26 protein-coding genes and 1 other RNA gene are annotated in these 22,898 nt (G+C 31.8%); 18 read left to right on the top strand and 9 right to left on the bottom strand.

Annotated elements, in window-relative coordinates:
* Nucleotides 1-64: 64 nt before the first annotated feature.
* The 8 genes from ACFSX9_RS03410 (at nt 65) to nhaA (ending at nt 6,613) form a co-directional block, all read left to right on the top strand.
* Nucleotides 65-397 carry a translation initiation factor gene (locus tag ACFSX9_RS03410; protein WP_379804409.1) on the top strand — a complete coding sequence of 111 codons (333 nt, stop codon included), beginning with the start codon at nt 65-67 and terminating at the stop codon, nt 395-397.
* Nucleotides 398-468: 71 nt separating this feature from the next.
* A complete protein-coding gene (locus tag ACFSX9_RS03405; RefSeq protein ID WP_379804407.1) occupies nt 469-1,335 on the top strand; it encodes a nucleoside phosphorylase in 867 nt (288 codons plus the stop codon).
* 3 nt (nt 1,336-1,338) lie between these two features.
* Nucleotides 1,339-1,716, top strand: a complete 378-nt coding sequence (locus tag ACFSX9_RS03400; RefSeq protein ID WP_379804405.1) for a VOC family protein — start codon at nt 1,339-1,341, stop codon at nt 1,714-1,716.
* Complete coding sequence (locus ACFSX9_RS03395) at nt 1,717-2,253, top strand: GNAT family N-acetyltransferase (RefSeq protein ID WP_379804403.1); 537 nt, start codon at nt 1,717-1,719, stop codon at nt 2,251-2,253. It abuts the gene before it with no gap.
* A gap of 30 nt (nt 2,254-2,283) precedes the next feature.
* The gene (locus ACFSX9_RS03390; RefSeq protein ID WP_379804401.1) at nt 2,284-3,408 is read left to right on the top strand and encodes an SDR family oxidoreductase; all 1,125 of its coding nucleotides are present in this window, start codon (nt 2,284-2,286) and stop codon (nt 3,406-3,408) included.
* 50 nt (nt 3,409-3,458) lie between these two features.
* Nucleotides 3,459-4,307, top strand: a complete 849-nt coding sequence (locus ACFSX9_RS03385) for a substrate-binding domain-containing protein (RefSeq protein ID WP_379804399.1) — start codon at nt 3,459-3,461, stop codon at nt 4,305-4,307.
* Nucleotides 4,308-4,335: 28 nt separating this feature from the next.
* Nucleotides 4,336-5,262: a transglutaminase gene (locus ACFSX9_RS03380; protein ID WP_379804396.1), complete on the top strand. Its 927-nt coding sequence runs from the start codon at nt 4,336-4,338 to the stop codon at nt 5,260-5,262.
* A 19-nt stretch (nt 5,263-5,281) separates the two neighbouring features.
* Nucleotides 5,282-6,613: a Na+/H+ antiporter NhaA gene (gene nhaA, locus ACFSX9_RS03375; protein ID WP_379804393.1), complete on the top strand. Its 1,332-nt coding sequence runs from the start codon at nt 5,282-5,284 to the stop codon at nt 6,611-6,613.
* A gap of 33 nt (nt 6,614-6,646) precedes the next feature.
* On the opposite strand, the gene ung is transcribed toward nhaA, so the two are convergent.
* On the bottom strand, nt 6,647-7,312 hold the full coding sequence (gene ung, locus ACFSX9_RS03370; protein WP_379804391.1) for a uracil-DNA glycosylase: 666 nt from the start codon (nt 7,310-7,312) through the stop codon (nt 6,647-6,649).
* 83 nt (nt 7,313-7,395) lie between these two features.
* Between ung and ACFSX9_RS03365 the strand changes: the two genes are divergently transcribed.
* From ACFSX9_RS03365 to ACFSX9_RS03355, 3 genes are all read left to right on the top strand, one after another.
* Complete coding sequence (locus tag ACFSX9_RS03365; protein ID WP_379804389.1) at nt 7,396-9,564, top strand: endonuclease MutS2; 2,169 nt, start codon at nt 7,396-7,398, stop codon at nt 9,562-9,564.
* Nucleotides 9,565-9,629: 65 nt separating this feature from the next.
* A complete protein-coding gene (locus tag ACFSX9_RS03360; RefSeq protein ID WP_379804387.1) occupies nt 9,630-10,052 on the top strand; it encodes a thiol-disulfide oxidoreductase DCC family protein in 423 nt (140 codons plus the stop codon).
* Nucleotides 10,053-10,123: 71 nt separating this feature from the next.
* Nucleotides 10,124-10,267, top strand: coding sequence for a hypothetical protein (locus tag ACFSX9_RS03355; protein ID WP_379804384.1), 144 nt, complete (start codon nt 10,124-10,126; stop codon nt 10,265-10,267).
* 87 nt (nt 10,268-10,354) lie between these two features.
* Here ACFSX9_RS03355 and ACFSX9_RS03350 read toward each other — a convergent pair whose 3' ends face one another.
* Nucleotides 10,355-10,834, bottom strand: coding sequence for an Lrp/AsnC family transcriptional regulator (locus ACFSX9_RS03350; RefSeq protein WP_026726210.1), 480 nt, complete (start codon nt 10,832-10,834; stop codon nt 10,355-10,357).
* A gap of 57 nt (nt 10,835-10,891) precedes the next feature.
* Entirely contained in the window at nt 10,892-12,046 is a 1,155-nt protein-coding gene (locus ACFSX9_RS03345; protein WP_379804381.1) for a M14 family zinc carboxypeptidase, read from the bottom strand.
* A gap of 301 nt (nt 12,047-12,347) precedes the next feature.
* On the opposite strand from ACFSX9_RS03345, the gene ACFSX9_RS03340 reads away from it, so the two are divergent.
* The gene (locus tag ACFSX9_RS03340) at nt 12,348-12,797 is read left to right on the top strand and encodes a helix-turn-helix domain-containing protein (protein WP_379804378.1); all 450 of its coding nucleotides are present in this window, start codon (nt 12,348-12,350) and stop codon (nt 12,795-12,797) included.
* A 54-nt stretch (nt 12,798-12,851) separates the two neighbouring features.
* On the opposite strand, the gene ACFSX9_RS03335 is transcribed toward ACFSX9_RS03340, so the two are convergent.
* Together ACFSX9_RS03335 and ACFSX9_RS03330 are read right to left on the bottom strand one after the other, a co-directional pair.
* Nucleotides 12,852-13,889: a hypothetical protein gene (locus tag ACFSX9_RS03335; RefSeq protein WP_379804376.1), complete on the bottom strand. Its 1,038-nt coding sequence runs from the start codon at nt 13,887-13,889 to the stop codon at nt 12,852-12,854.
* A 125-nt stretch (nt 13,890-14,014) separates the two neighbouring features.
* Nucleotides 14,015-14,575, bottom strand: coding sequence for a 1-acyl-sn-glycerol-3-phosphate acyltransferase (locus ACFSX9_RS03330; RefSeq protein WP_379804373.1), 561 nt, complete (start codon nt 14,573-14,575; stop codon nt 14,015-14,017).
* Nucleotides 14,576-14,630: 55 nt separating this feature from the next.
* On the opposite strand from ACFSX9_RS03330, the gene ACFSX9_RS03325 reads away from it, so the two are divergent.
* Nucleotides 14,631-15,293 carry a spermidine synthase gene (locus ACFSX9_RS03325; RefSeq protein WP_379804370.1) on the top strand — a complete coding sequence of 221 codons (663 nt, stop codon included), beginning with the start codon at nt 14,631-14,633 and terminating at the stop codon, nt 15,291-15,293.
* 8 nt (nt 15,294-15,301) lie between these two features.
* Here ACFSX9_RS03325 and kdsB read toward each other — a convergent pair whose 3' ends face one another.
* From kdsB to ACFSX9_RS03310, 3 genes are all read right to left on the bottom strand, one after another.
* Nucleotides 15,302-16,030 (bottom strand): 3-deoxy-manno-octulosonate cytidylyltransferase, encoded by a 729-nt coding sequence (gene kdsB, locus ACFSX9_RS03320; RefSeq protein ID WP_379804367.1) that lies wholly within the window; start codon nt 16,028-16,030, stop codon nt 15,302-15,304.
* A 117-nt stretch (nt 16,031-16,147) separates the two neighbouring features.
* Nucleotides 16,148-16,711, bottom strand: coding sequence for a DUF4919 domain-containing protein (locus tag ACFSX9_RS03315; protein ID WP_379804364.1), 564 nt, complete (start codon nt 16,709-16,711; stop codon nt 16,148-16,150).
* A 49-nt stretch (nt 16,712-16,760) separates the two neighbouring features.
* Nucleotides 16,761-18,185, bottom strand: coding sequence for an ATP-dependent DNA helicase (locus tag ACFSX9_RS03310; protein ID WP_379804362.1), 1,425 nt, complete (start codon nt 18,183-18,185; stop codon nt 16,761-16,763).
* Nucleotides 18,186-18,305: 120 nt separating this feature from the next.
* On the opposite strand from ACFSX9_RS03310, the gene ACFSX9_RS03305 reads away from it, so the two are divergent.
* The 3 genes from ACFSX9_RS03305 to rsmD are packed head-to-tail and all read left to right on the top strand — an operon-like array spanning nt 18,306 to nt 20,432.
* Complete coding sequence (locus ACFSX9_RS03305; RefSeq protein ID WP_379804359.1) at nt 18,306-19,064, top strand: hypothetical protein; 759 nt, start codon at nt 18,306-18,308, stop codon at nt 19,062-19,064.
* Nucleotides 19,048-19,860, top strand: a complete 813-nt coding sequence (locus ACFSX9_RS03300; RefSeq protein ID WP_379804357.1) for a DUF3822 family protein — start codon at nt 19,048-19,050, stop codon at nt 19,858-19,860. The genes ACFSX9_RS03305 and ACFSX9_RS03300 overlap by 17 nt, the downstream gene beginning before the upstream one ends.
* On the top strand, nt 19,857-20,432 hold the full coding sequence (gene rsmD / locus ACFSX9_RS03295; protein WP_379804354.1) for a 16S rRNA (guanine(966)-N(2))-methyltransferase RsmD: 576 nt from the start codon (nt 19,857-19,859) through the stop codon (nt 20,430-20,432). The genes ACFSX9_RS03300 and rsmD overlap by 4 nt, the downstream gene beginning before the upstream one ends.
* A gap of 10 nt (nt 20,433-20,442) precedes the next feature.
* Here rsmD and rnpB read toward each other — a convergent pair.
* An RNA gene (gene rnpB, locus ACFSX9_RS03290) (RNase P RNA component class A) lies at nt 20,443-20,766 on the bottom strand.
* A gap of 170 nt (nt 20,767-20,936) precedes the next feature.
* Here rnpB and dnaX point away from each other — a divergent pair.
* Nucleotides 20,937-22,010: a DNA polymerase III subunit gamma/tau gene (gene dnaX, locus ACFSX9_RS03285; RefSeq protein WP_379804351.1), complete on the top strand. Its 1,074-nt coding sequence runs from the start codon at nt 20,937-20,939 to the stop codon at nt 22,008-22,010.
* A 62-nt stretch (nt 22,011-22,072) separates the two neighbouring features.
* Nucleotides 22,073-22,681, top strand: a complete 609-nt coding sequence (locus tag ACFSX9_RS03280; protein WP_379804349.1) for a DNA polymerase III subunit gamma/tau — start codon at nt 22,073-22,075, stop codon at nt 22,679-22,681.
* Nucleotides 22,682-22,898 lie beyond the last annotated feature (217 nt).

Genomic DNA, 22,898 nt, shown 5'->3' with positions numbered 1-22,898 from the left:
AGAATATAAAGATTTTAAAAATTATTTAAATTTCTTAAATCTGTGTTGCTAAAAAATTACAGTAATGAATCTAGAAGAACAACTAAAAAAATTATTCCCAGACCACGAAGTTTCTAACGAACCAGAAGCGGTCGATGACACACCGCACGAATTATTCGTTCAAAAGGAACCTATGATTTGTAAATATGAAAAACGAAAAGGGAAACCAACCACCATTATTTCGGGTTATGAAGGTGAAGAAGAAGATTTTAAAATACTAGCTAAAGAAATTAAGAGTAAATTAGCCGTTGGTGGTACTTTTAAAGAAGGCGAAATCATTATTCAAGGTGATTATCGCGATAGAATAATGAAAATGTTACAAGACAAAGGCTTTAAAACAAAACGCGTTGGAGGGTGAGAAAAGTGTTCAGTGATCAGTAAAATATATTGACCTTTAAAAAACCTCTAAAACGCATAAAATAAAAAAATATGATAGCAGCATCAGAATTAATATTAAATCCAGACGGAAGTGTTTATCACTTAAACCTTAAACCTGGTCAAATTGCAAACGATATTATTTTCGTAGGCGACCAAAATCGTGTTGAAAAAATTACGAAACACTTTGATTCTATTGAGTTTTCAATTCAGAAAAGAGAATTCAAAACACAAACCGGAATTTACAAAGGCAAAAAAATCACCGTAATGTCAACAGGAATCGGTCCTGATAATATTGACATTGTAATGAATGAGTTAGATGCTTTAGTAAATGTCGATTTGGCAACAAGAACCATCAAAAAAGAACTAACTTCTTTGAATATTGTGCGTATTGGAACTTCAGGTTCACTGCAAGCTGATATTCCTTGTGATAGTTTTGTTATGAGTCAGTATGGCTTGGGATTAGACAATATGCTTCGCTCCTACTTGATTGAAGAAATTTCGGAAATTGAAATGGAAGATGCGTTTATTGCCCATTCAAATTGGGATATGAAAAAAGGACGTCCTTATGTAATTGCTGGAAGTAGAACTTTGGAAAAACAATTGGAAAGCGATAAAATATTCAAAGGTTTCACGGGAACTGCTGGTGGATTTTATGGTCCTCAAGGTCGTGTTGTCCGTTTAGGAATTCAAGATCCTGAATTAAATAATAAAATGGATTCATTCAATTACAAAGGAATTAAAATGACCAATTTAGAAATGGAAACTGGAGCCATTTACGGACTTGGAAAATTACTTGGTCACCAATGTTTATCTTTAAATGCTATCATCGCCAATCGTACAACTGGTACTTTCAGTGAAGACCCTTATAAAGCTGTAGATGAATTGATTGAATATACTCTGAATAAGTTAGTAGAATAAAAAATGACCTTTCGTTTTGCCAGACATACTAATAATTTAGAGCAACTAAAAAATTTTTATTGTTCATTGATTGGATTTGAAATTCTAGGAAATTTTGAAAATCATAATGGATATGATGGTGTTTTCATTGGTAAAAAGAATGAAAATTGGCATTTAGAATTTACTAAATCAGATGAAGTTATTGCATTTAATTTTGGCGAAGAAGATCTATTGGTTTTTTATCCAAATACTAAAAAAGAATATTATCAAATTTTAGAAAATTTCAAAACCAACTCTGTACCAGCTATCAAATCAAAGAATCCCTATTGGATGGAAAATGGTAAAATGTATAGTGATCCTGATGGCAATCACATCATAATTTCCGACCTAAAAACAGCATAAATGAATTTTAAAATAGAAACCGAACGACTGATTATGCGTCCTTTAGAAATTTCGGATGCAGCTGCTTTCTTTGCGATGGATAAAAATCCAAATGTTCATACTTATTTATGGCAAAAACCTGTTCAAGAAATTGATGAAGTCATAAAAAACATAGAAATGGTACAGAAGCAATACGATACTAATCAAATTGGTCGTTTTGCTACTATTTTAAAAGAGACAGGAGAATTTATTGGTTGGACAGGAATTAAATTTGTCAATGACCACATCGAAAACGGAAAGACAAACTTTTATGATTATGGCTATCGTTTGGATGAAAAATTTTGGAATAAACGTTTTGCTTCTGAAGCGACAATAGCTTGGTTAAATTATGGTTTTAATCAGATGAATATTGATAAAATAAATGCATCAACCCATTCAGAAAACGTAGCTTCAAACCATATTTTGCAAAAAGTAGGCTTTTCAATGATAGAAGAATATCTGGATAAAGATGAAATTCTGTGGAAATGGTGGGAATTAGAGCATAAATCGTTCAAATAGCATTACTTTTGTTATTAATCAAAATTTAGAATGAAAATTATCCTTACGGGAGCAACAGGAGCTTTAGGTTCTCACATTATGTTTGACATTTTGGAGCAATTCATAAGCAATAAAGGTGATGGAAAATTATTTTTAATTTCGAGAAACAAAGGGAAAACTTCCGCTAAAGAGCGTATAAATACAATACTTTCAAGTGATTATACGCCAAAAATTTTACTAGACTTTGGCTTAGATAAATTAAATGAATTTTTAGAAATAATTGATACTGATTTAGCGTATATAAACGATTCGTTTTCAGAAAAAATAAAAGATGCTTATTTTATTCACGCCGCAGGTTATGTGAATTTATCTACTGATGAAGAGCAGAAGGATAAAATTTTTAATGAAAATGCCGAAATAACAAAAGCTGTTTTCAATACTTTTTCACCTTTTATAAAAAAATTCATATACATAAGCACTGCTTTTTCATCAGGCGCAAGAAAAGGTTTAATTGCTAATGATTTTCATAATTTAAATTTCGAATTAGCGCATCGAAATGCCTACGAAAACGCAAAGTTTCATTCGGAAAGCTTTGTAATTAAGCAATGTAACGCTTTAAACTTACCTTATCAAATCTTACGTCCTAGTGTGATTGGCGGGAAAATGTTAGGTACAGAAAATCGTTATTTTATATCAAAATATATGGTTTTCTATTTGATGGCTAAATTTTTCCATTTTACTGCCCAACGCAAAAATCAACAAGAAAACGTTCGTTTCGCTATAAATGAGGAATCGGGTTTAAATATTATTCCTGTAGATTATGTAGCTAAAGTAATTGTTAATACCTTTGAACGAGAAGATATAAAACAGTTAAATATTGTTCATAATGAAAGTTTCAATTTAGTAAATGGACTAGAATTGATCATGAAGGAAGTGGGTTATTCTAATTTTAGCATAATTCAAAAAACTTTTGATTTTAATTATACCAACTCTATTGAAAAATTATATTATGAAAGTATCGGAAAACATTTAGAGCCCTATTTAACAGCTCCGGCAAATGAATATGATACAACTTTACTAAATTCAATCTTAGAAATACCAAAACTAGATGCCGAATCGTTTACTAGTATGATCCGTTATGCGCGTCTTAATAACTTTAAAGATATTAATGTTTAATTTATAATGAAAGTGAAGATTCACGAGTACAAAATAACAATATATAAAACATGAGTAAAACAATAAAAATTGCAGGTGTTCCAGAGCACTTTAACTTACCTTGGCACATGTGTATAGAAGATGGCGAATTTGATGCTGTTGGAATCGACCTAGAGTGGACTGATGTGCCAGAAGGAACCGGTAAAATGTGCCAAATGCTTAGAGACGGTGAAACCGATATCGCTGTAATTCTTACCGAAGGAATTATGAAAGATATTGCAGCCGGAAATCCATCTAAAATTGTTCAGGTTTATGTGAAAAGTCCATTAATCTGGGGAATTCACGTGGCTGCCAATTCTAATTATAAAACATTAGCCGATTTAGAACATAAAAAAGTAGCTATTTCTCGATTTGGTTCGGGTTCGCAATTGATGAGTATCGTAAATGCTGAAAATCAAAATTGGGACACCAATAATCTTCAATTTGAAGTTGTAAATACTATTGACGGCGCAGTTGAAGCATTAACTTCAGGCAAAGCCGATTATTTTATGTGGGAACGTTTTATGACGCAACCTTTAGTAGATCAAGGAATATTCAGAAGAATTGACGATTGCCCTACGCCTTGGCCTTGTTTCGTAATAGCGGTTAGAGATGAGTTTTTAGAAAAGAATCCTAAAGTTATTGAGCAAATTTTAGAAATCATCAACACAACAACCGAAGAATTTAAAATTATTCCTAGTATTGATCGAACTTTAGCTTCAAAATACAATCAAGAAGTTGATGCTATTCAAGAATGGTTAAAAGTTACAAATTGGTCTCAAAAACAGATGACCACGCCAACTTTTGATAAAATAATGGAACAGCTTTTAAAGCTTCAAATCATTGACAAAAAAGTAGCTAAAGAAGCGATACTTATATAAACATATATTTTTTATCGTTCAGAACGAAATGACATTTAAAAATCCAAAAATAATACTGCTCAAAAAGAAGCTTTCTTTACCGAAGCCATGGGATATTATTGTCATTTTTATTTTGAATATTCTTATTACAATACCTCTTTTTTTAATTGCACATCAAAATTTAATTGATTTAGATTGGATTTTGCATTTAGACCGAGTTATTATATTTATCGTTCTTATTGTTCTGATTCAGTTGTTGTTAAGATTAGTAAAGACGATTATTATTTTAATTATTTTTCTTTATGTAATCATATTACTGTTTGGAACATTGTTTGGCGATTATGGTTTCACTAGAGTTTATGAAGATTATAGGTATATGATTTACGCGATGAAAGAAAATCCGAATCCACAAGATTTGATTATCTCTAAATTGCTTCCTTTCCCGAATAAATCGAAAATTATAGCTGCAGTGGAATATAATAATCCAAAAGTTAGAAATTTTGCCGTTGCTGCGACTACCAAACATTTTAAAAATGTAAAAAAATCGGGAGATTTGAGGGTGATGATTCAATGTTTCGCTGTTTTCAAAGAAATTAGAAACAATTGGAACTATGTAAACGATCCAAAAGGAAGAGAATATATTGCAGCGGCTTCAGAAAGTTTACAACATTTTTCAGGCGACTGCGATGATCATGCTATTTTAATGGCGGCTTGTATAAAAGCTATTGGAGGAACACCAAGAATTATTCACACCGGTGGACATTTATACCCCGAAATGCTAATTGGCTCCCAAAAAGAGCTTGAAACAGCAACATATTACATAAAAGAAGTTCTTTTTGCCAAAGAATCACGCAGCCAGCAAATCCATTATCACATTGATGAACGCGGCCAAATTTGGTTAAATTTAGATTACACCGCTACCTACCCCGGCGGAAAATTCATGAGTGAAGAAATTCTAGGGGCATTGACATTTTAAAATAATTAAAAACTTATTGATGAACAGAAACGAAATTAAAAGAGCACCAGTAGACAAATGGGTTATCGAACCTATAAAAGATTTTATAAATAACAGTACAACAAGTGGAATAGTTCTATTTTCTGCTGCAGTAATTGCTTTAATTCTAGCGAATTCACCTTTAAAAGATGCTTATCACGATTTTTGGGCAACTTCTTTTAGCATAGGATTTGGCGACCATGTACTAACAAAATCTTTACATCATTGGATAAATGATGGTTTAATGGCAGTTTTTTTCTTTGTCGTAGGTCTAGAATTAAAAAGAGAAATTGTAGGTGGCGAATTAAGTAATCCTAAAAATGCATTATTACCCATAGTTGCCGCTGTTGGAGGAATGGTTTTTCCTGCTTTAATATTCTTATTATTTAACACCACAGGTCAAGCTTCTCAAGGATGGGGAATTCCAATGGCAACCGATATCGCATTTGCATTAGGTGTTTTATTTTTATTAGGAGACCGAGTTCCTATCCAAGTTAAAATATTTTTAACAGTTTTAGCAATTGCTGATGATTTAGGAGCCGTTTTAATAATCGCTTTTTTCTATACTTCCCAAATCGATTTTGATAGTTTATTAGTTGGTGTTCTGTTTATAGGTGTTCTTGTTTTCGCTAATTTTATTGGTGTAAGAAATACTTTATTCTACGGAATTGTTGGAATTTGTGGTGTTTGGTTGGCGTTTCTTATGTCTGGAGTTCATGCTACAATTGCAGCAGTTTTAGCAGCATTTACCATTCCTACGAATGCCAAAATTAACGAGAAGCAATTTAATGTTCACCTGAACTATTTACTGGAAGAATTTAAAATTGCTAAACCGAACGAAAACCCAACCGTCACTACTGAGCAACTTTATATCCTCGAAGAAATTAGAGATTATTCTAAAAAAGCATTGACACCTTTACAACGCTTGGAACATAGCATGCATCCTTTAGTTTCCTTTATAATCATGCCTATTTTTGCGTTGTGCAACGCTGGTGTAGAAATTAATGGCGCAATGTTTTCTAATGGATTAAGCAACGTTACATTGGGAGTAATATTTGGATTAATTGGTGGAAAATTAATTGGAGTTGTCGGCGGCACTTACTTATTTCATAAAATGAAATGGGCAACTTTACCCGAAGAAATTACAGTTAAACACTTATTTGGAATTGGTTTATTAGCCTCTATAGGGTTTACGATGTCCTTATTTATCTCAGAATTAGCGTTTAAAGATCCTACACTTATCAATCAAGCAAAAGTAGGTGTGCTAATTGCTTCTGTGATTGCTAGTATCGTAGGATTTATAGTTATGAAAAAGGCTTCTAGCGCACAATAGTAAAAAAATCACATATAATAAAGCTGAATTAGACTACCACTCTATTTCAGCTTTTTTGTTTTCTTTTAAATACGCATTAGCTTGTTTGAAATGATTATTTCCAAACCAGAAACCTCGATTAGCACTTAAGGGCGATGGATGACCGCTTTCTAAAACTAAATGTTTATTTCTATCTACAATTTTTCCTTTTTTATGTGCGAAATTTCCCCAAAGTAGAAAAACTAAATTTTCACAATTTTCGTTTAAAATTCGAATTACAGCATCGGTAAAAAGATTCCATTTAAGATGTTTGTGACTGTTAGCTTCGTCTTTTCTTACAGTTAAACCAGCATTTAAAAGCAATACACCTTGTTTTGCCCAGCGGTCTAAATTGCCTGTTGTCTGAAAAAGTAAGCGGTCATATTCTGAATTAATTTCCGAAAATATATTTTTCAAAGAAGGCGGAATTGCAATACCATCATTTACAGAAAAACACAAACCATTCGCTTCACCCGTGCCATGATAAGGATCTTGACCAATGATAACGACTTTAGTTTGTTGAAAATCAAATTGTTCGAAAGCATTAAAAATTAGTTCCTTCGGCGGAAAACAAATGGTTGTTTTATATTCATTATCAACGTGTTGCGTTAGTTCCAAAAAGTAAGGTTTCTGAAACTCCTCCTTTAATTGCTCTTGCCAAGTACTGTTTTTGATAAACATATTATAATTTTTACCAAAAATATAAATTTCTATTTCAATATGGGTCTATTACTTTGTAACTTTGACCTATTAGAAAAAGAAAAATGATTTCGATTACAGAAAAAACCTTAAAAGATTTAGAATTTAATACCGTTTTAGAAACCATTGCCAGCCGTTGTAATACGGACATTGGTGAAGAAAAAGCATTGGCAATTGTACCTTTTAAAACGAAAGAAGAATTGCTCGTTAATTTGAAGCAGACTTCTGAATATTTGTCGTCTTTTTCAAACAATAATGCGATTCCAAATCATGGATTTGATAATATAAATTACGAACTAAAATTCTTAGCGATTGAAGACAGTTTTTTAGAAGTGGCTAGCTTTAAGAAAATTGGAACGCTTTCGGAAACAGCCATTGCTTTACTACAATATCTAAAGAAATTTGAAACTTATTATCCTTATTTGTATCAAAAAGCAATCGAAATTGATATAATCAAATTAATTAATCAACGAATAGATGAAGTGGTTGATAAATTTGGAATTATAAAAGACGATGCTTCGCCTGATTTAATTGAAATTCGAAGAAATATCAATGTTGTTCGAGGAAAAATAAATCAAAGCTTTGGAATGGCTATGAGTCAGTACAATGGTTTGGGTTATTTAGATGATATTAAAGAAAGTATTGTTGATAATCGCAGGGTTTTAGCAGTTTTAGCAATGTATCGTAGAAAAGTTAAAGGTTCCATTTTAGGAAATTCTAAAACTGGAAGTATCGCATACGTCGAACCCGAAGCAACTTTACGCTATTCAAGAGAATTAAATAATTTAGAATACGAAGAGCGCGAAGAGATAATGCGAATTTTAAAGCGTTTGACTAATGAAATTCGTCCTTTTTCAGAAACAATTGCAGCTTATCAAGATTTCCTGAGCGATATTGATGTGATTGCTGCTAAAGCGAAATACGCCAATAAAATCAATGGAATTTTACCGAATATTACGGAAGAAAGACGCTTATTTTTTAGAGAAGCCTTCCACCCTATTTTATATTTAAATAACAAAGAAAAAAAGGCCGTTACTTATCCGCAAACTATTGAATTACACGCTGAAAGTCGCATTATTGTTATTTCTGGTCCAAATGCTGGCGGAAAAACAATTTCATTAAAGACGGTTGGATTGTTGCAATTGATGTTGCAATGTGGGATTTTAATTCCCGTGCACGAACGAAGCGAAACCTTCCTATTTGATCGAATTTTAACTGATATTGGTGATAATCAATCTATTGAAAATCATTTGAGCACGTATAGTTATCGTTTAAAAAACATGAATTACTTCTTGAAGAAATGTAATGATAAAACGTTATTTCTAATCGATGAATTCGGGACGGGTTCTGATCCTGAGCTAGGTGGCGCTTTAGCGGAAATATTTTTGGAAGAATTTTATGATCGTGAAGCTTTCGGAATTATTACCACCCATTATAGTAATTTAAAAATATTGGCTAATGAACTGCCATTTGCTTCGAATGCCAATATGCTTTTCGACGAAAAATCGCTTGAGCCAATGTATAAATTAATATTAGGTCAAGCCGGAAGTTCCTTTACATTTGAAGTGGCGCAGAAAAACGGAATTCCCTTCGGATTAATCAATCGCGCTAAAAAGAAAATTGAAGGTGGAAAAGTACGATTTGATAAAACAATTGCGACGCTTCAAAAAGAACGTTCAAAATTAGAAAAAACATCGATTAATCTGAAGGAAGAAGAATCGAAAGCGCGTGAAGAAGGTAAGAAAATGGAAACCATCAACGCGAAAATTCAAGATAAATTAGAACGTTATCAGGAATTATACGATGCGAATCAACGTCTGATCTATATTGGGCAAAAGATTGATGATATTTCGGAAACGTATTTTAACAATAAAGACAAAAAGACTTTAATCGGAGATGTATTAAAATTAGTGGAAATTGAAAATTCAAAACGTAAAAAACTGACCGTTAAAGAGAAAAAAGTTAAAGAAGTGGTTCAGAAGAAAGTTGCTGAAGAAGTAAAAGTTATTGTCGAGGAAATTCGAGAAGAAAAAAAAGAAAAGAAAATTAAAGCTAAAATTGAAGAAGATAATAAGCCAAAAGTGCTATTAAAGGTGGGCGATCGTGTTCGAATGATTGATGGTAAAGCTATTGGAACTTTGGAAAAAATTGAAAAATTAAAAGCAACAGTTAACTACGGCATTTTCACTTCAAAAGTAAGTATAGAACAATTAGAATATGTGCAACCTTCTTAAAAATTGAGGTTATAAATTAGAATTTGAGATTTATATTTAGTTTTTAATTTGGAATTTAATTCGTTATGGAAATAGAAGATCTGCCTTTAGATAAAAAAATAATATTGTTTGATGGAGTTTGCAATTTATGCGACACTTCCGTTCAATATGTGATTAAACACGACAAGAAAGACATCTTTCGATTTGTGGCTTTGCAATCTGAATTAGGAAAAAAAATATTACAACATATTGGTATCAATACATTTCACACCGATAGTGTTGTGCTTTATGAACCAGGCGTTTCGTATTATTATAAATCCGATGCGGCTCTTCAAATTTCAAAAAATCTCAGTGGAATTGTTTCTGTCATTGGTGTCTTTAAGATCTTACCTTCAGGATTTAGAGATACCATATATGATTATGTAGCCCGTAATCGCTACAAATGGTATGGTAAAAAAGAAAGTTGCTTACTTCCAACAGCCGAACTACGGTCTAAGTTTTTAGAATGATTATATGATAATTATCAGTGGTTTAACAATTGTTAATTACTATATTTGTTGAAATTCTAACCTTTATAGCTATGGCAAACTTATTATTACCACTTTATTCATGGGGAAACGGAGCGTTTATTATGGTCGCAGTTTTTGGACTTGTAATTTTAGGCTTAATTGGAGCAGTAATGTTACTAATGAATAGTGATAAAAAGAAAAAAAACGACCAATAATTGGTCGTTTTTTGTTTAAAGTATATTGTTTTTAGTGCAGTTCTTATGGGAAAAGCATAAAAAAAGCCCCTTTGCAGAGGCTTTATATTAAAGTTCTTTAAAAATAGTATGCATCAATCGTTTTTTGTCGTTGATACTTTCTTCTAAAGAAATCATTGTTTCTGTTCTATAAACACCTTCAATGTCGTCAATCATAAAGATAACTTCTTTTGCGTGTTTTGTATCCTTAGCTCTAATTTTACAGAAAATATTGAATTTCCCTGTTGTTACGTGCGCTACAGTTACGAAAGGGATTTGGTTAATTCTCTCTAACACAAACTTAGTCTGAGATGTATTATGTAAAAACACTCCAACATAAGCGATAAAAGAATAGCCTAGTTTTTCATAATCTAATGTTAATGAAGAACCTTGAATAATTCCTGCATCTTCCATCTTTTTCACCCTAACATGCACAGTTCCGGCAGAAATCAAAAGCTTTTTTGCTATATCTGTAAAAGGAACTCTTGTGTTATCAATCAACATGTCTAAAATTTGATGATCCACTTCATCTAATCGAAACTTACTCATAAGTGCTTATAATAAATGTTAAAATATTGTAATTTAATCAATATCCTTGCAAATTTATTAAATTATTTCATCTCCATTGTTAAAATAAGTTAAATTATTCAAATTAAATGATGCTTTTGCTCCTATTTCGGGGAAATTCTTTCCTTCCGATGAAAAAAGCATCGATTTACAATCATATTCAACATGTCCTGAAAAATTCTCTAAATCTGATATTTTAGAAATAATGGCTTCAAAATGAATTTCATCTGCTACCAAAGTTTCCTGATATTGGGCTGCAAAGGTAATTATTTTTTCAACTTTATTATCAATTATTTTCACATTTTTATAAATAAAATCGAAAAAACTTTTACTATTCTGAGGAATCTCTAAATAATCATCCAGATTATCAGCTTCAATTGCATTTTCGTCAGTTACTTCAAAAGAATTTAACAATGCAATGAATACAAATTTTCTACTTTCATCTCTAGCATAGTCGTTTTGAAAATGACCGGCTTCAAACAAAATAGTTGGTGTATTGCTAGTTGTAAAAAAATCTCCAGTGCAATTGACGTTATAACTATCATCAAAACGTCCTACTTGATTAGGTATATAAGCTTGTAAAGCATCATTCATACTATTAATAACAGTTATTGCTTTTAATCTAACGTCATTGTAATCTCTTTGGACGTTGTATGCAGGCGCTAAAAAAGATAAGGTCGCAGGAAGCTTAAAACCCTCAGTACCAAATATAGTGCGCTGATCGTGCAAATTGTAGCAATAATCAGGCTGAAATGCTTCGTAAATCGTCCGTAATAACTTCATCTCAGGCTGACTTGCCAAAAAAGCATCTCTATTTAGATCAATTTTGTTCGCATTTTCACGTGTATATGCAAAAGCGCCATCCGGATTTAACATTGGGATACATAATAAGGTATACTTTTTCTTAATCTGTTCAGCTAATTCTAGATCTGATGCAAGAAAATTGAAGAAGTCTAACAAGCCTTTTGTAGTGGTTGGTTCATTACCATGCATTTGAGACCAAACCAGAATTTTAGTTTTACCCGTTCCAATTTTTACTTGCAAAATACTTCTTTGTGCTACTGATTGTCCAATTTCAGAAACTTCGAATATCGTTTTGTAAGCATCTAAAATGGGAAGAATTGTATCTAAATGAATATACTTTCCTTTTAGATTCTGCTGTAAAAAATGTGTTGCTAATTGTAAATTATTCATAGTTTTATAATGTGTTACAAATGTAAACAACTTTATATTCACATTTGTAAACAGCGAATTGGCTCCATTTAATTACTTCTGTAAACAGTCAGTAATGGTTTATTAATGCTTAATATACAATAATGTTTACAAAAATAAATAGTGTTAAAATAAAAAGTAATAACACTATTAATCAATTACTTATAATACTTCACATGTAGTAGTAGTTTAGTGTTAAATACACTATTTACAATTGTAAACTTGCAATAGTAAGTAACTTTGTTTACATTTGTAACAGGTTAAATCTGAAACACTATTTACAATGGTAAACATCGATGACTTTATAAAACGGTTGGAAATAATACTTGATTATTATAATCTATCTGCTTCTGCATTTGCAGATAAAATTGGTGTGCAACGTTCTAGTATGTCGCACCTACTCTCTGGTAGAAACAAGCCTAGTTTAGATTTTATCATAAAAGTAATTGAGGTATTTCCTGAAATAGATTTGTACTGGATTTTGAATAATAAAGGAACTTTTCCAAAATCGGAAAGTAAAAACGTTTTCGTCGAAGAGAAAAAAACGGTACTAAAAGAAGATTCAGTTTTACCAAATGAATCCGTACCAACTGATTTATTTTCCACAGCAGTTCAAAATGAATCACAACCGACAGCTAATTCAAATTATAATCCAATTGCTAGCAATGATATCAACATTGAAAGGATTGTGATATTCTACACCGATGGAACTTTTAAAAATTATACGCCATAAAAAAGCCCTAGTAAAACTAGAGCTTTTCAAAATGAAAATAATTAACTAAACCTATTATCTTCTCAATAAGTAAACTGCGGTAACTCCAGCTTCCATTCTGCTTGTTGTAGGAGCAAAATCTCCATTTGCTGTAGGGAAAGCAAATTTTAAAACTGTTCCTCCTCCATTTAAACGTTCTGCTACGTAAATATCATTTGTTACATGATCGTAAGCGACATCAACTGGATTTCCTAACAAAGAGTTTGGTCCGTAAATTCTAACTTGGTTACTCATAGCAATTGTTCCCATATTTGCAGTAGCACTTAAAACTGCAGAAAAGTTATTAATAACAATTAATCCGCCATCTGCATCGTCTGCTGCCAATCCTACATCTGATAAAATCATTACATTATCTTGTGCAGAGTGCGTTATTCCATGAGTTCGTACTAGTCCTTCAATCGTAACTCTTTTTGAAGGTGTAATATCTCCTGACATATTAGCAAAGAAATTTTCATAAACTACTAAATCACTTGTTGCATCAGCAATTGCGTACATAGTATTTCCATCAATATGTATTCCCCATAGTTTAATATTTACGGTAAAAGTATTTATTAATGAAAGACTTGAAGCTGTTCTCTGGTAAACATAAAATTTACTAACATTTCCATTTCCAGCAATTTGGTCCTGTGCCACAACTACCTTATCAGTAGTAACAGCAATTTCTCTTGCATTTGTAAAATCAGATTCGGATGAAAATCCTAAATTTAAAGCTGCCGCTCCAGAGATAATTGAATTTCTAAAACCAGAATAAACATCTATTTTATTATTTGTTCTAGAAGCCTGAATAACTTGATCTTTAAAGGGGTCATAAAAAATCCCGTCAGCATCAATTGAATTAACCATGAAACTTTTTGGAGTTGGTGTTGCAGCTAAAAGATCTGTAAAAGACATTTTACCAGACGTGTTGCTTGAAGTAAATAATTTCAACTCCACCGCTGGGGTTGGCGTTGGCGTTGGTGACATTGGCGTAAGAGCCGTTGCCATTGAATCATCATCACTGCAAGATGCTAAAGAAATTGCGATAATAGCTAAGGGTAAGAATAATTTTTTCATTTTGAAAGTTTTTAGATTTCTTTCATTTACGAAAAAGGATTCTTATTGGTTTTATATAAGTGAACAATTAGTATTATTGATTACTAAATATAATACTAAATAATTAGAAAACAACAACTTATGTCCTATTTATTTTCTGGATAAAAACCTTTTTCTGGATTTTTACCAATTACTCCTATATAATATGATTCTAAAACTTTTAAATCTTGTTCGATACTTCCTGTAGGATAAAACGGTTCGTGATAAACTACTTCTTTTTTTCCATAATCAAAGGCAACGGGAATTATTGGAACATTTGCTTTCAAAGCGATGTAATAAAATCCGGTTTTCCATGTAGTTACTTTTTTACGAGTTCCTTCTGGCGACAATGCTAGTCTAAAAACATCATTCTGTTCAAACACGGCAGCAATAGTATCCACTTTATTTTCGTTTTTTCCTCTATTTAAAGCTCTCCCGCCCGTCCATTCAAAGAAATACTTAAAAGGAAAAACAAATAATTCCTTTTTCGCCAAGTAATTAATTTCTACTTTCAAAATAGCTCGAGAAAAAATTCCTAAGAAAAAATCCCACCAACTTGTATGAGGAACCACAACCAGTACTGCTTTTTTTACTTCTGGAGCAATAGTACCAACTACTTTCCAACCAAAAATTTTGTAGAAAATAAATTTGTAGATAATTCGTTTCATTTGACTTAATTTGCCACAAAATTAAAATTATATTTACGATTACAAACTAAAACAGATGATAAAGCGATTGCTAAGCTATTTATTGCCTATAAATATTTACCAAAAAAAGTCGGAATTCAGTAAAAATCTGGAAGTTACGTGGAATAATGGGTTCTTAGTTTTAGATTCTGAAAACACTAATTATTCTTTTGGAAGTCTACAACGCGTACTTAAGAAAGGCTTGAAATATATTGGTTATGACCGAATTAATAAATTTGAGTCGATTTTAATACTCGGAGTTGCTGCCGGAAGCGTTATAGAAACACTAAAAAATGATCTAAAATTCAAAGGAAAAATTACAGGAGTAGAAATTGATCCGACAGTAATTGAAATTGCAAATAAATATTTTGGTCTAGACCAGTTTAATAATGTCGAAATCGTAATTGATGATGCGTTTGAATTCGTTTTAAAAACAAGAGAAAAATACGATTTAATAGTGATTGATATTTTTCAAGATACCACAATGCCTAATTTTTTATTCGAAGATTTCTTTATAAATCGTATTAACTTTTTACTTAATGTAAATGGATTTATCTTATTTAATACCATGATATTAGATAAAAAAGATTCAGAAAGAAATCTAGCTTATCGTACAAAATTTAGTACCGATTATTGCGTTAGATTGTATCCGAAAATAGAACATCACAACGAATTATTTACCATTAAAAAACTAGCTTAATTTAAAGTTTATTGCAATAATTTTCTCGCTTTTTCTAAATCTTCAGGCGTATCAATTCCGATGCTTCCGTGAGTAGTTTCTACCATTTTAATTCGTTTTCCATATTCTAAATAACGAAGTTGCTCTAGTTTTTCCGAAGCTTCTAAGGATAACATTGGTAAATTATAAAAATCAAGTAAAGCTTGCTTTCTAAACGCGTAAATTCCAATGTGTTTCATATACCGAACGCCTACATTTTCTTCTCTTGGAAAAGGAATCACCGAACGCGAAAAATAGAGTGCAAAACCTTGTTGGTCCGTAATTACTTTTACATGATTTGGATTATTAATCTCTTCTTTATCAGTAATTTGAAACATTAACGAACCTAAATCTACCTTTTTATCGAAATCGTTTTTAAAAACTTCAATTAATTCTTCCAGAGGTTTTTTGTTAATGAACGGTTCGTCTCCTTGCACGTTAATTACTACGTCAATATCCATATTTTCAACTGCTTCTGCAATTCTATCGCTTCCGCTTTCGTGCAATTTTATTGACATAATCGCTTTTCCGCCTTTCGAAATAATTTCGTTAAAAATTAAATCGGAATCAGTCACCACGAAAACATCGTCAAACAAATTCGTAGCAATTGCTGCTTCATATGTTCGTAGAATAACGGTTTTACCTCCTAAATCTTGCATCAATTTTGCAGGAAAACGAGTGGATGCATAACGAGCCGGAATTACAGCAATTATCTTCATTCTTTATTTTATATGTAATAAGTTGATGGTTTTATTCTCTTTTTTGGCCTTTTTTCAGGAAATCCACTTTCTAAATAACAAAATTAGTATTAAAAATGGTATTCTTTTGCTGTTTTTCTAATTTAATGATCTACTTATATCGAAATATAGTTCCTTAATATTTTTATCGTCGATAATCTGAACTACTTCAAGCGAATTCATATAACTTATTTTGCCAGATGTTTTTAATTGGAGCAGTTGCAAAATGAAATTTTTATGATTTGAATTTATAATATATATAGGACTTTCAAGTGTACCTTCACCTGAGCTTTTTATAGCATGAAACATTTTCATAACTAACTGAACTTGATTAATATAATTATTATCTTTAGGTACTAATTGTCTTTTACAATTTAAACGAATGATATTAACTTCTACATCAAACAAATCATCTTCTAAAATTGAATCACAAATTTTAATTTTCCGAGAACAATCTACCGATTCGTTTAAGATCAGATCAAAATTTTTATTTCTAAATGTCGAATTATTAGCATAAAAATATTTCAGTTTATAACCATAATATAAGTGTTGCAGTTCGCTTTGCGTTAAAGTCAAATCAAAATCAGTATAGCGTTTTAGCAAATCGTCAATACCATTTGAATTTACTTGTGCATCAATAAGTTCAAAATTAATTTTTTCCACATTATTTTGTGAAAATAAAAAAATTGGAAATAATAACAGTAACCAAAAATTATTCTTCAAAATATTCATCTTTAAATCCTATTAAATAAAGTTTTTCTTGAGAACGCGTGATTGCCGTGTACAACCATCGCACATAATCAATATCAATTCCGTTAGGTAAATAAGGTTGTTCTACGAAAACCGTTTTCCACTGTCCACCTTGCGATTTATGACAAGTAATCGCGTAAGAAAACTTAACCTGCAATGCATTGAAATATTCATTTGCTTTTACTTTTTGCAGTTTTTTATACTGCTGGCGCTCGTCTTCATAATCCAATAATACCTCCTGATATAATCTATTAGATTCTTCATAACTTAGGGAAGGTGATTCGCTCATGATTGTATCTAACATAATAATAGTATCAAGTGGCGCCTGATTTGGGTAATCGACCATTCGAACTTTTACCGTTGCAAATTTGAATCCGTATAATTCTTGAATTTTTCTAATTTCTAAAATTTCAATAATATCACCATTCGCAATAAAACCAGCTTCTGATTCTTCCTTCAGCCAGAAATAATTATTTTTCACAACCATTAAATAATCTCCAGTAGAAATCTCGTTTTCTTTTGATAAAATTGAAGCTCTAATTTGTTGATTGTATTGATTCGCTCTTTTGTTAGAGCGAACAATGAAAACGGTGTCTTCTAATCCGTAATTATCATAAGCGCCGTGAATGGCATCTTGAATATCGTAGCCATCTTGCAAACGGACAATATCTTTAAAACCTTTCAGGTTAAATTTAAAAGTATCTATAAAATGAGAATTAAGTAAGTCTCGCAATAAAGTAGCATTGTATAAAATTCCTGAATCTTCGGACTGGCGCATTACTTCATCAAACTCTATGTGATGTACATTTTTTTGATAATGCAAAGAAAGTCCATCAATATCCAAAGCCGGGCTAACTGTCATATTCACGGGTGGCAATTGCGCGGTGTCTCCTATTAATAACAATTTACAGTTTTTTCCAGCTTCCACATAGAAAAACAAATCATCTAGTAATGATCCGTTTTCATATAATTTAGAATCTTGCGCTGTATCTGAAATCATGGAAGACTCGTCAACTATAAAAAGTGTATTTTTAAATTTATTTTGTTGGAGCGTAAAACTTACGCCACCAGAATTGTTCTTTTTAGGATAATAAATACGCTTATGAATTGTAAAAGCTGGCTTTCCAGAGTAATTACTGATCACTTTAGCGGCTCTTCCGGTAGGTGCTAACAATACACACTTCATATCCACGTTTTCAATTGAATTAATTACATTCGAAATAATGGTTGTTTTTCCGGTTCCGGCGTATCCTTTAAGCACAAAAATATCCTCAGAAGTAGAATTTAGTAAATAATCGGCAATTTTTTGTAAAAAAATATCTTGTTTTAGCGTTGGTTCAAACAGAAAATTTTCACGTAAAATATTGTAAAACAGCTTGTAATTCATAAAAAGAGGTATGGCTAATATTAATTTTTCAAAGATACTGATGATTTTTACAAGAAATTCTTTTCTAAAGAAAAAAAAATTGTAGATTTGTCAACCTATTTTAACTAAAAAGTATATATAATGTTGTTATTAATTTATTTTGTTATCACTTGCATCGTTGCATTCGTATTAGTAAAACTTATTGATAAATTCTTACCTTCTGGAGCTAGAATAATTGTCTCAGTTGTTTTATGGGCTGTATGTATCGTTATTGCCTATTTTATTTATGCTTCGATTATGAAGCCTATTGAATTTAAAAATGAAAAAGAAGCGCGTTTTGCAGTTGCTGTAAAAACAATGCTTGACATTAAAAAACTACAAACTGGGTACAAATCAGTTAATGGTCAATTTGCTGATAATTTTGATGAATTAATAAAATTCGTTGAAGAAGGAGAGTTTGAAATTATATCTCGTAAAGATACCTCAATCGTTGACGTAGCTAGAAATGCTGCTTTTGGTATTAAAGCAGATGAAAATGGCGTTGGAGGTTTTTACAAAGATGTTGTAATAACTGAAAAACTAGGAAGTGTTTCTGTTAAAGATTCATTATTCAAAAACTCAGAAAGATACAAAAGATTAAATGTTGTAAAAGTTGGAAATATCGAAGTACCAGTTTCTATGAAAACAGGTTTAGTTAGCAGAAACGATATGAACATTTCTGTATTCCAAGCGGTGATTGACAAAGATGCTTTATTAGCAGATCTAGATCAAGATTTAGTAAAAAGCGAAAATAAAGTAGAATCAATTGACGAAATCAATGGTCCTAAAATTACTTTAGGTTCACTAGAAGAAGTAAGTCTTACTGGAAACTGGCCAAAAAAATATGGTAAAAACGAATAACGACATTACACAAAAAACATATAAAAAGTTGTCCATTCAGGTTTCCTTGAATGGACTTTCTTTTTGTGTATTTGATGTAATTACAAATAAAATATTGCATACTTCCACTATTGACTTTGAGAAGAACAAAGTGGTTGAGGAACAATTGTGGCGTGCTTTTGTAGATAATACAATACTTACAAAGTCTTATGATGAAATTATAGTTGTACACAATAACAATTTGAATGCTTTTGTGCCTTCATCACTATTTGACTCTAATTATTTAGCAAGTTATTTACAATACAATACAAAGGTTTTTGAGACAGATTTCTTTACATTTGACACAATTTCTCCTTATGAAATTAATAATATTTATGTGCCTTTTGTAAACATCAACAACTTCTTATTAGACCAATATGAAAGTTTTGAATATAAAAATAGCAATTCCATTCTAGTAAAAAAATTATTAGATCTGTCTAGAAACACAGAAGAAAAGCAAATTTTTGTACACCTACAGCAAAATACATTTGAATTAGTAGTTGTGAAAAATCAAGAATTGCTTTTATTTAATTCATTTACTTATACTGCTCCAGAAGATTTGATTTATTACATTTTATTTTCATGCGAGCAATTGCAACTCAATCCGGAAACCATTTTACTTAAAATTTTAGGAAATTGTTCTGAATACGATGCAAATTTTAAAATTATTTATAAATACATTAGAAACTGTTCGTTATTAGATGCTAGAATAATGAGTATTGCACTTGGCGAAACAGAAGCAAATATTAGAAATCACTTTACACTATATCATTCATGAGAATAATTTCCGGAAAGCACAAAGGTCGTCGTTTAGTTGCTCCTAAAAACTTACCTGTTCGTCCCACGACTGATATGTGCAAAGAAGCATTATTTAATGTTTTAAACAATTATTTCAATTTTCACGGTTTGAAAGTTTTAGATTTGTTTGCTGGAACTGGTAGTATAAGTTATGAATTTGCATCACGCGGTTCTGGCGCTATTACTAGTGTTGATGGCGATATGGGTTGTGTAAATTTCATTAAAAAAACGGCAACCGATTTAGATTTAAATATTACTGCTGTTAAAAGCGATGTTTTCAGTTTTGTTGAAAATAGTAAAGCTACTTTCGATATTATCTTTGCTGATCCTCCTTACGAAATGAGTCAGGAAGATTTTGAACGTCTAGTCCAACTGATTTTTGAAAAAGAATTATTAGATGAAGAAGGAATGTTAATTGTAGAGCATTCAAAATATACAAAACTAGAACACTTGACCAACTTTTCTTTTGCAAAAATTTATGGAGGTTCTGTATTCTCTTTCTACGAATTTGAAAGCGACGACGAAGAGGATTATGAAGACGACGAAGAATAATATTATTTTTAAAAAATGCAGACCTATAAGCCGGATTCTGTCCCCAATAAATTGGAGCCTTATCATTTATCTAGACTAAGCATTACTGCTTAGCTCAAGCTGTCTACCCTTCAACATCGGACGAGTCGCCCTTATCCTAATAAATTAGGAGGAGTTGATATACTTGACATTTCACCGCATAGAGTTTACCTGGTTTCACTACAGCATTACCTGTACATACTTTCTGTTGCACTTGTCCTCGCCTTTCAACGGACGGGCGTTACCCGCTATGCTACTCTTTGGTGTCCGGACTTTCCTCTCTTCATTATTGAACAGCGATAAGGCGGTCTGCGGGGCAAAGATAGTGTTTTGAAGTTAAAAAAGAGAAGTTAGAATTTAGAAAAAAGAAAAAATAAAAGTATCAAATTTTAACTGGTAATGTGACTTAATTTTTGATCTTGAAATTGCTTTTTCAACTTGAATTTTGAGATTTAAAATCCTATATTTGTCACTCAATAATATTCTATGGAACAATTTGTAGTATCAGCCAGAAAATACCGTCCGCAAACATTTAAAGATGTTGTGGGCCAGCAGGCTATTACTAACACTTTGTTGAATGCTATTGAAACCAACCATTTGGCGCAAGCCCTTTTATTTACTGGACCCAGAGGTGTTGGAAAAACAACTTGTGCTCGTATTTTAGCCCGAAAAATAAATCAAGAAGGTTATGATGATCCGCTAGAAGATTTTTCGTTTAATGTATTTGAATTGGATGCTGCTTCAAACAACGGAGTCGATGACATTCGAAGTATTATTGACCAAGTTAGAATACCGCCACAAACAGGAAAATACAAAGTCTATATTATTGACGAGGTGCACATGCTTTCACAGGCTGCTTTTAATGCATTCTTAAAAACATTAGAAGAACCGCCTAAACATGCTATTTTTATTTTAGCGACTACAGAAAAACATAAAATTATTCCAACGATTTTATCGCGTTGTCAAATTTTTGATTTCAAAAGAATCACTGTTAAAGATGCTAAAGAGCATTTGGCCGAAATTGCAAAAGAACAAGGAGTCGCTTATGAAGATGACGCTTTGCATATTATTGCACAAAAAGCTGATGGTGCTATGCGTGACGCTTTGTCTATTTTTGACCGAGTAGTTTCGTACTGTGGTAAAAACTTAACAAGACAAGCCGTTACGGAAAACTTAAACGTACTTGATTTTGAATATTACATCAGAATCACCGATTTAATTTTAGAAAATAAGATTCCAGATTTATTAATCGCTTACAACGATATTTTAGCTAAAGGTTTTGATGGTCATCATTTCATTGCAGGTTTGGCGTCGCACTTTAGAGATTTGTTGGTTTGTAAAAATCCAGCAACTTTATCTTTACTAGAAGTAGGCGAACAAGCGCAAAGTTTATATTTAGCACAATCACAGAAAGCAACACACGACTTTTTAATCAAAGGAATTGAAGTGGCAAATGATTGCGACTTAAAGTTTAAAGTCAGCCAAAACCAACGCCTGCTTGTTGAACTTTGTTTAATGCAATTAGCCTCTATCACTTTTGATGGAGAAAAAAAAAAGTAGCTAAATTTATAATTCCAGCTACTTACTACAAGAATAACTCCTACTCTATTACCGAAGTTTCAGTGCCTAAACCGTCAGCGCCAAAAGAGGAAAAACAAGCTGATGCTACACCCGTACAAAAAACGGAACCACTAATTGAAGTTGCACCGCAAGAAAAAGTTATAGCTCCTACAGCTGTAAATCCGGTTACGCCACATTTAAACACCATTGGCACAAAGGTTTCCGCACTTTCTATTGCTAGTATAAAGGCTAAGAAAGATATTGAAGCGCAGCAACAAAGCCATCAAAAAGCACAGGAAAATGCACCTGCACAAGCGTTTACAGAAACCGATATGCTGTTGTTGTGGACAAAATTTGCCGAAAGAATGACTAAAGAAGGCAAACGTCTATTAGCAACTTATATGCAAATGAACGACCCAACATTAAACGGCACAACTATCACTTTAGAATTACCAAATCAAGGTACAAAAGAGGATTTTTTATCGGGTTGCCACGAATTAATGACCTATTTAAGAGGCCGACTTCACAACCACGAAATTAGTATTGAAGTAATTGTCAACGAAGTTACTGAAACTAAATTTGCTTTTACACCACAAGAAAAATACGATCGTTTGCGACAAATTAATCCTAATTTAGATTTATTACGTAAAGTATTTGATTTGGATGTTTAGCCGTTTACGAAAGTATTAGATTTCATTTTCAAGTTATATAATATGGGCGTTCCCTTCGGGCGGGCTTTCCGTTGCAATCTTTTGCTTTTTTAAAGAAAAAAACAAAAGGATTTCCACTGCAATCCCTAACGCAAACCTGTTATTACAGCAAATTTATTCTTAAAATCAAAATTTCCAATCGATTAAATTAGTGCTTAATTCTTTTTTATCTGACAAT

This window comes from Flavobacterium ardleyense (genome assembly GCF_042686085.1).
In the GTDB taxonomy this organism is placed as follows: Bacteria; Bacteroidota; Bacteroidia; order Flavobacteriales; family Flavobacteriaceae; genus Flavobacterium; species Flavobacterium ardleyense.
Note: the sequence above shows the minus strand (reverse complement) of the source record. Positions and strands in the feature narration are given on the sequence as shown.

What these genes read in the sequence shown, in the direction of transcription:
- ACFSX9_RS03410 (WP_379804409.1), top strand. Translation starts at nt 65, where the DNA reads ATGAATCTAGAAGAACAACTAAAAAAATTATTCCCAGACCACGAAGTT.
- ACFSX9_RS03405 (WP_379804407.1), top strand. Translation starts at nt 469, where the DNA reads ATGATAGCAGCATCAGAATTAATATTAAATCCAGACGGAAGTGTTTAT.
- ACFSX9_RS03400 (WP_379804405.1), top strand. Translation starts at nt 1,339, where the DNA reads ATGACCTTTCGTTTTGCCAGACATACTAATAATTTAGAGCAACTAAAA.
- ACFSX9_RS03395 (WP_379804403.1), top strand. Translation starts at nt 1,717, where the DNA reads ATGAATTTTAAAATAGAAACCGAACGACTGATTATGCGTCCTTTAGAA.
- ACFSX9_RS03390 (WP_379804401.1), top strand. Translation starts at nt 2,284, where the DNA reads ATGAAAATTATCCTTACGGGAGCAACAGGAGCTTTAGGTTCTCACATT.
- ACFSX9_RS03385 (WP_379804399.1), top strand. Translation starts at nt 3,459, where the DNA reads ATGAGTAAAACAATAAAAATTGCAGGTGTTCCAGAGCACTTTAACTTA.
- ACFSX9_RS03380 (WP_379804396.1), top strand. Translation starts at nt 4,336, where the DNA reads ATGACATTTAAAAATCCAAAAATAATACTGCTCAAAAAGAAGCTTTCT.
- nhaA (WP_379804393.1), top strand. Translation starts at nt 5,282, where the DNA reads ATGAACAGAAACGAAATTAAAAGAGCACCAGTAGACAAATGGGTTATC.
- ung (WP_379804391.1), bottom strand. Translation starts at nt 7,312, where the DNA reads ATGTTTATCAAAAACAGTACTTGGCAAGAGCAATTAAAGGAGGAGTTT.
- ACFSX9_RS03365 (WP_379804389.1), top strand. Translation starts at nt 7,396, where the DNA reads ATGATTTCGATTACAGAAAAAACCTTAAAAGATTTAGAATTTAATACC.
- ACFSX9_RS03360 (WP_379804387.1), top strand. Translation starts at nt 9,630, where the DNA reads ATGGAAATAGAAGATCTGCCTTTAGATAAAAAAATAATATTGTTTGAT.
- ACFSX9_RS03355 (WP_379804384.1), top strand. Translation starts at nt 10,124, where the DNA reads ATGGCAAACTTATTATTACCACTTTATTCATGGGGAAACGGAGCGTTT.
- ACFSX9_RS03350 (WP_026726210.1), bottom strand. Translation starts at nt 10,834, where the DNA reads ATGAGTAAGTTTCGATTAGATGAAGTGGATCATCAAATTTTAGACATG.
- ACFSX9_RS03345 (WP_379804381.1), bottom strand. Translation starts at nt 12,046, where the DNA reads ATGAATAATTTACAATTAGCAACACATTTTTTACAGCAGAATCTAAAA.
- ACFSX9_RS03340 (WP_379804378.1), top strand. Translation starts at nt 12,348, where the DNA reads ATGGTAAACATCGATGACTTTATAAAACGGTTGGAAATAATACTTGAT.
- ACFSX9_RS03335 (WP_379804376.1), bottom strand. Translation starts at nt 13,889, where the DNA reads ATGAAAAAATTATTCTTACCCTTAGCTATTATCGCAATTTCTTTAGCA.
- ACFSX9_RS03330 (WP_379804373.1), bottom strand. Translation starts at nt 14,575, where the DNA reads ATGAAACGAATTATCTACAAATTTATTTTCTACAAAATTTTTGGTTGG.
- ACFSX9_RS03325 (WP_379804370.1), top strand. Translation starts at nt 14,631, where the DNA reads ATGATAAAGCGATTGCTAAGCTATTTATTGCCTATAAATATTTACCAA.
- kdsB (WP_379804367.1), bottom strand. Translation starts at nt 16,030, where the DNA reads ATGAAGATAATTGCTGTAATTCCGGCTCGTTATGCATCCACTCGTTTT.
- ACFSX9_RS03310 (WP_379804362.1), bottom strand. Translation starts at nt 18,185, where the DNA reads ATGAATTACAAGCTGTTTTACAATATTTTACGTGAAAATTTTCTGTTT.
- ACFSX9_RS03305 (WP_379804359.1), top strand. Translation starts at nt 18,306, where the DNA reads ATGTTGTTATTAATTTATTTTGTTATCACTTGCATCGTTGCATTCGTA.
- ACFSX9_RS03300 (WP_379804357.1), top strand. Translation starts at nt 19,048, where the DNA reads ATGGTAAAAACGAATAACGACATTACACAAAAAACATATAAAAAGTTG.
- rsmD (WP_379804354.1), top strand. Translation starts at nt 19,857, where the DNA reads ATGAGAATAATTTCCGGAAAGCACAAAGGTCGTCGTTTAGTTGCTCCT.
- dnaX (WP_379804351.1), top strand. Translation starts at nt 20,937, where the DNA reads ATGGAACAATTTGTAGTATCAGCCAGAAAATACCGTCCGCAAACATTT.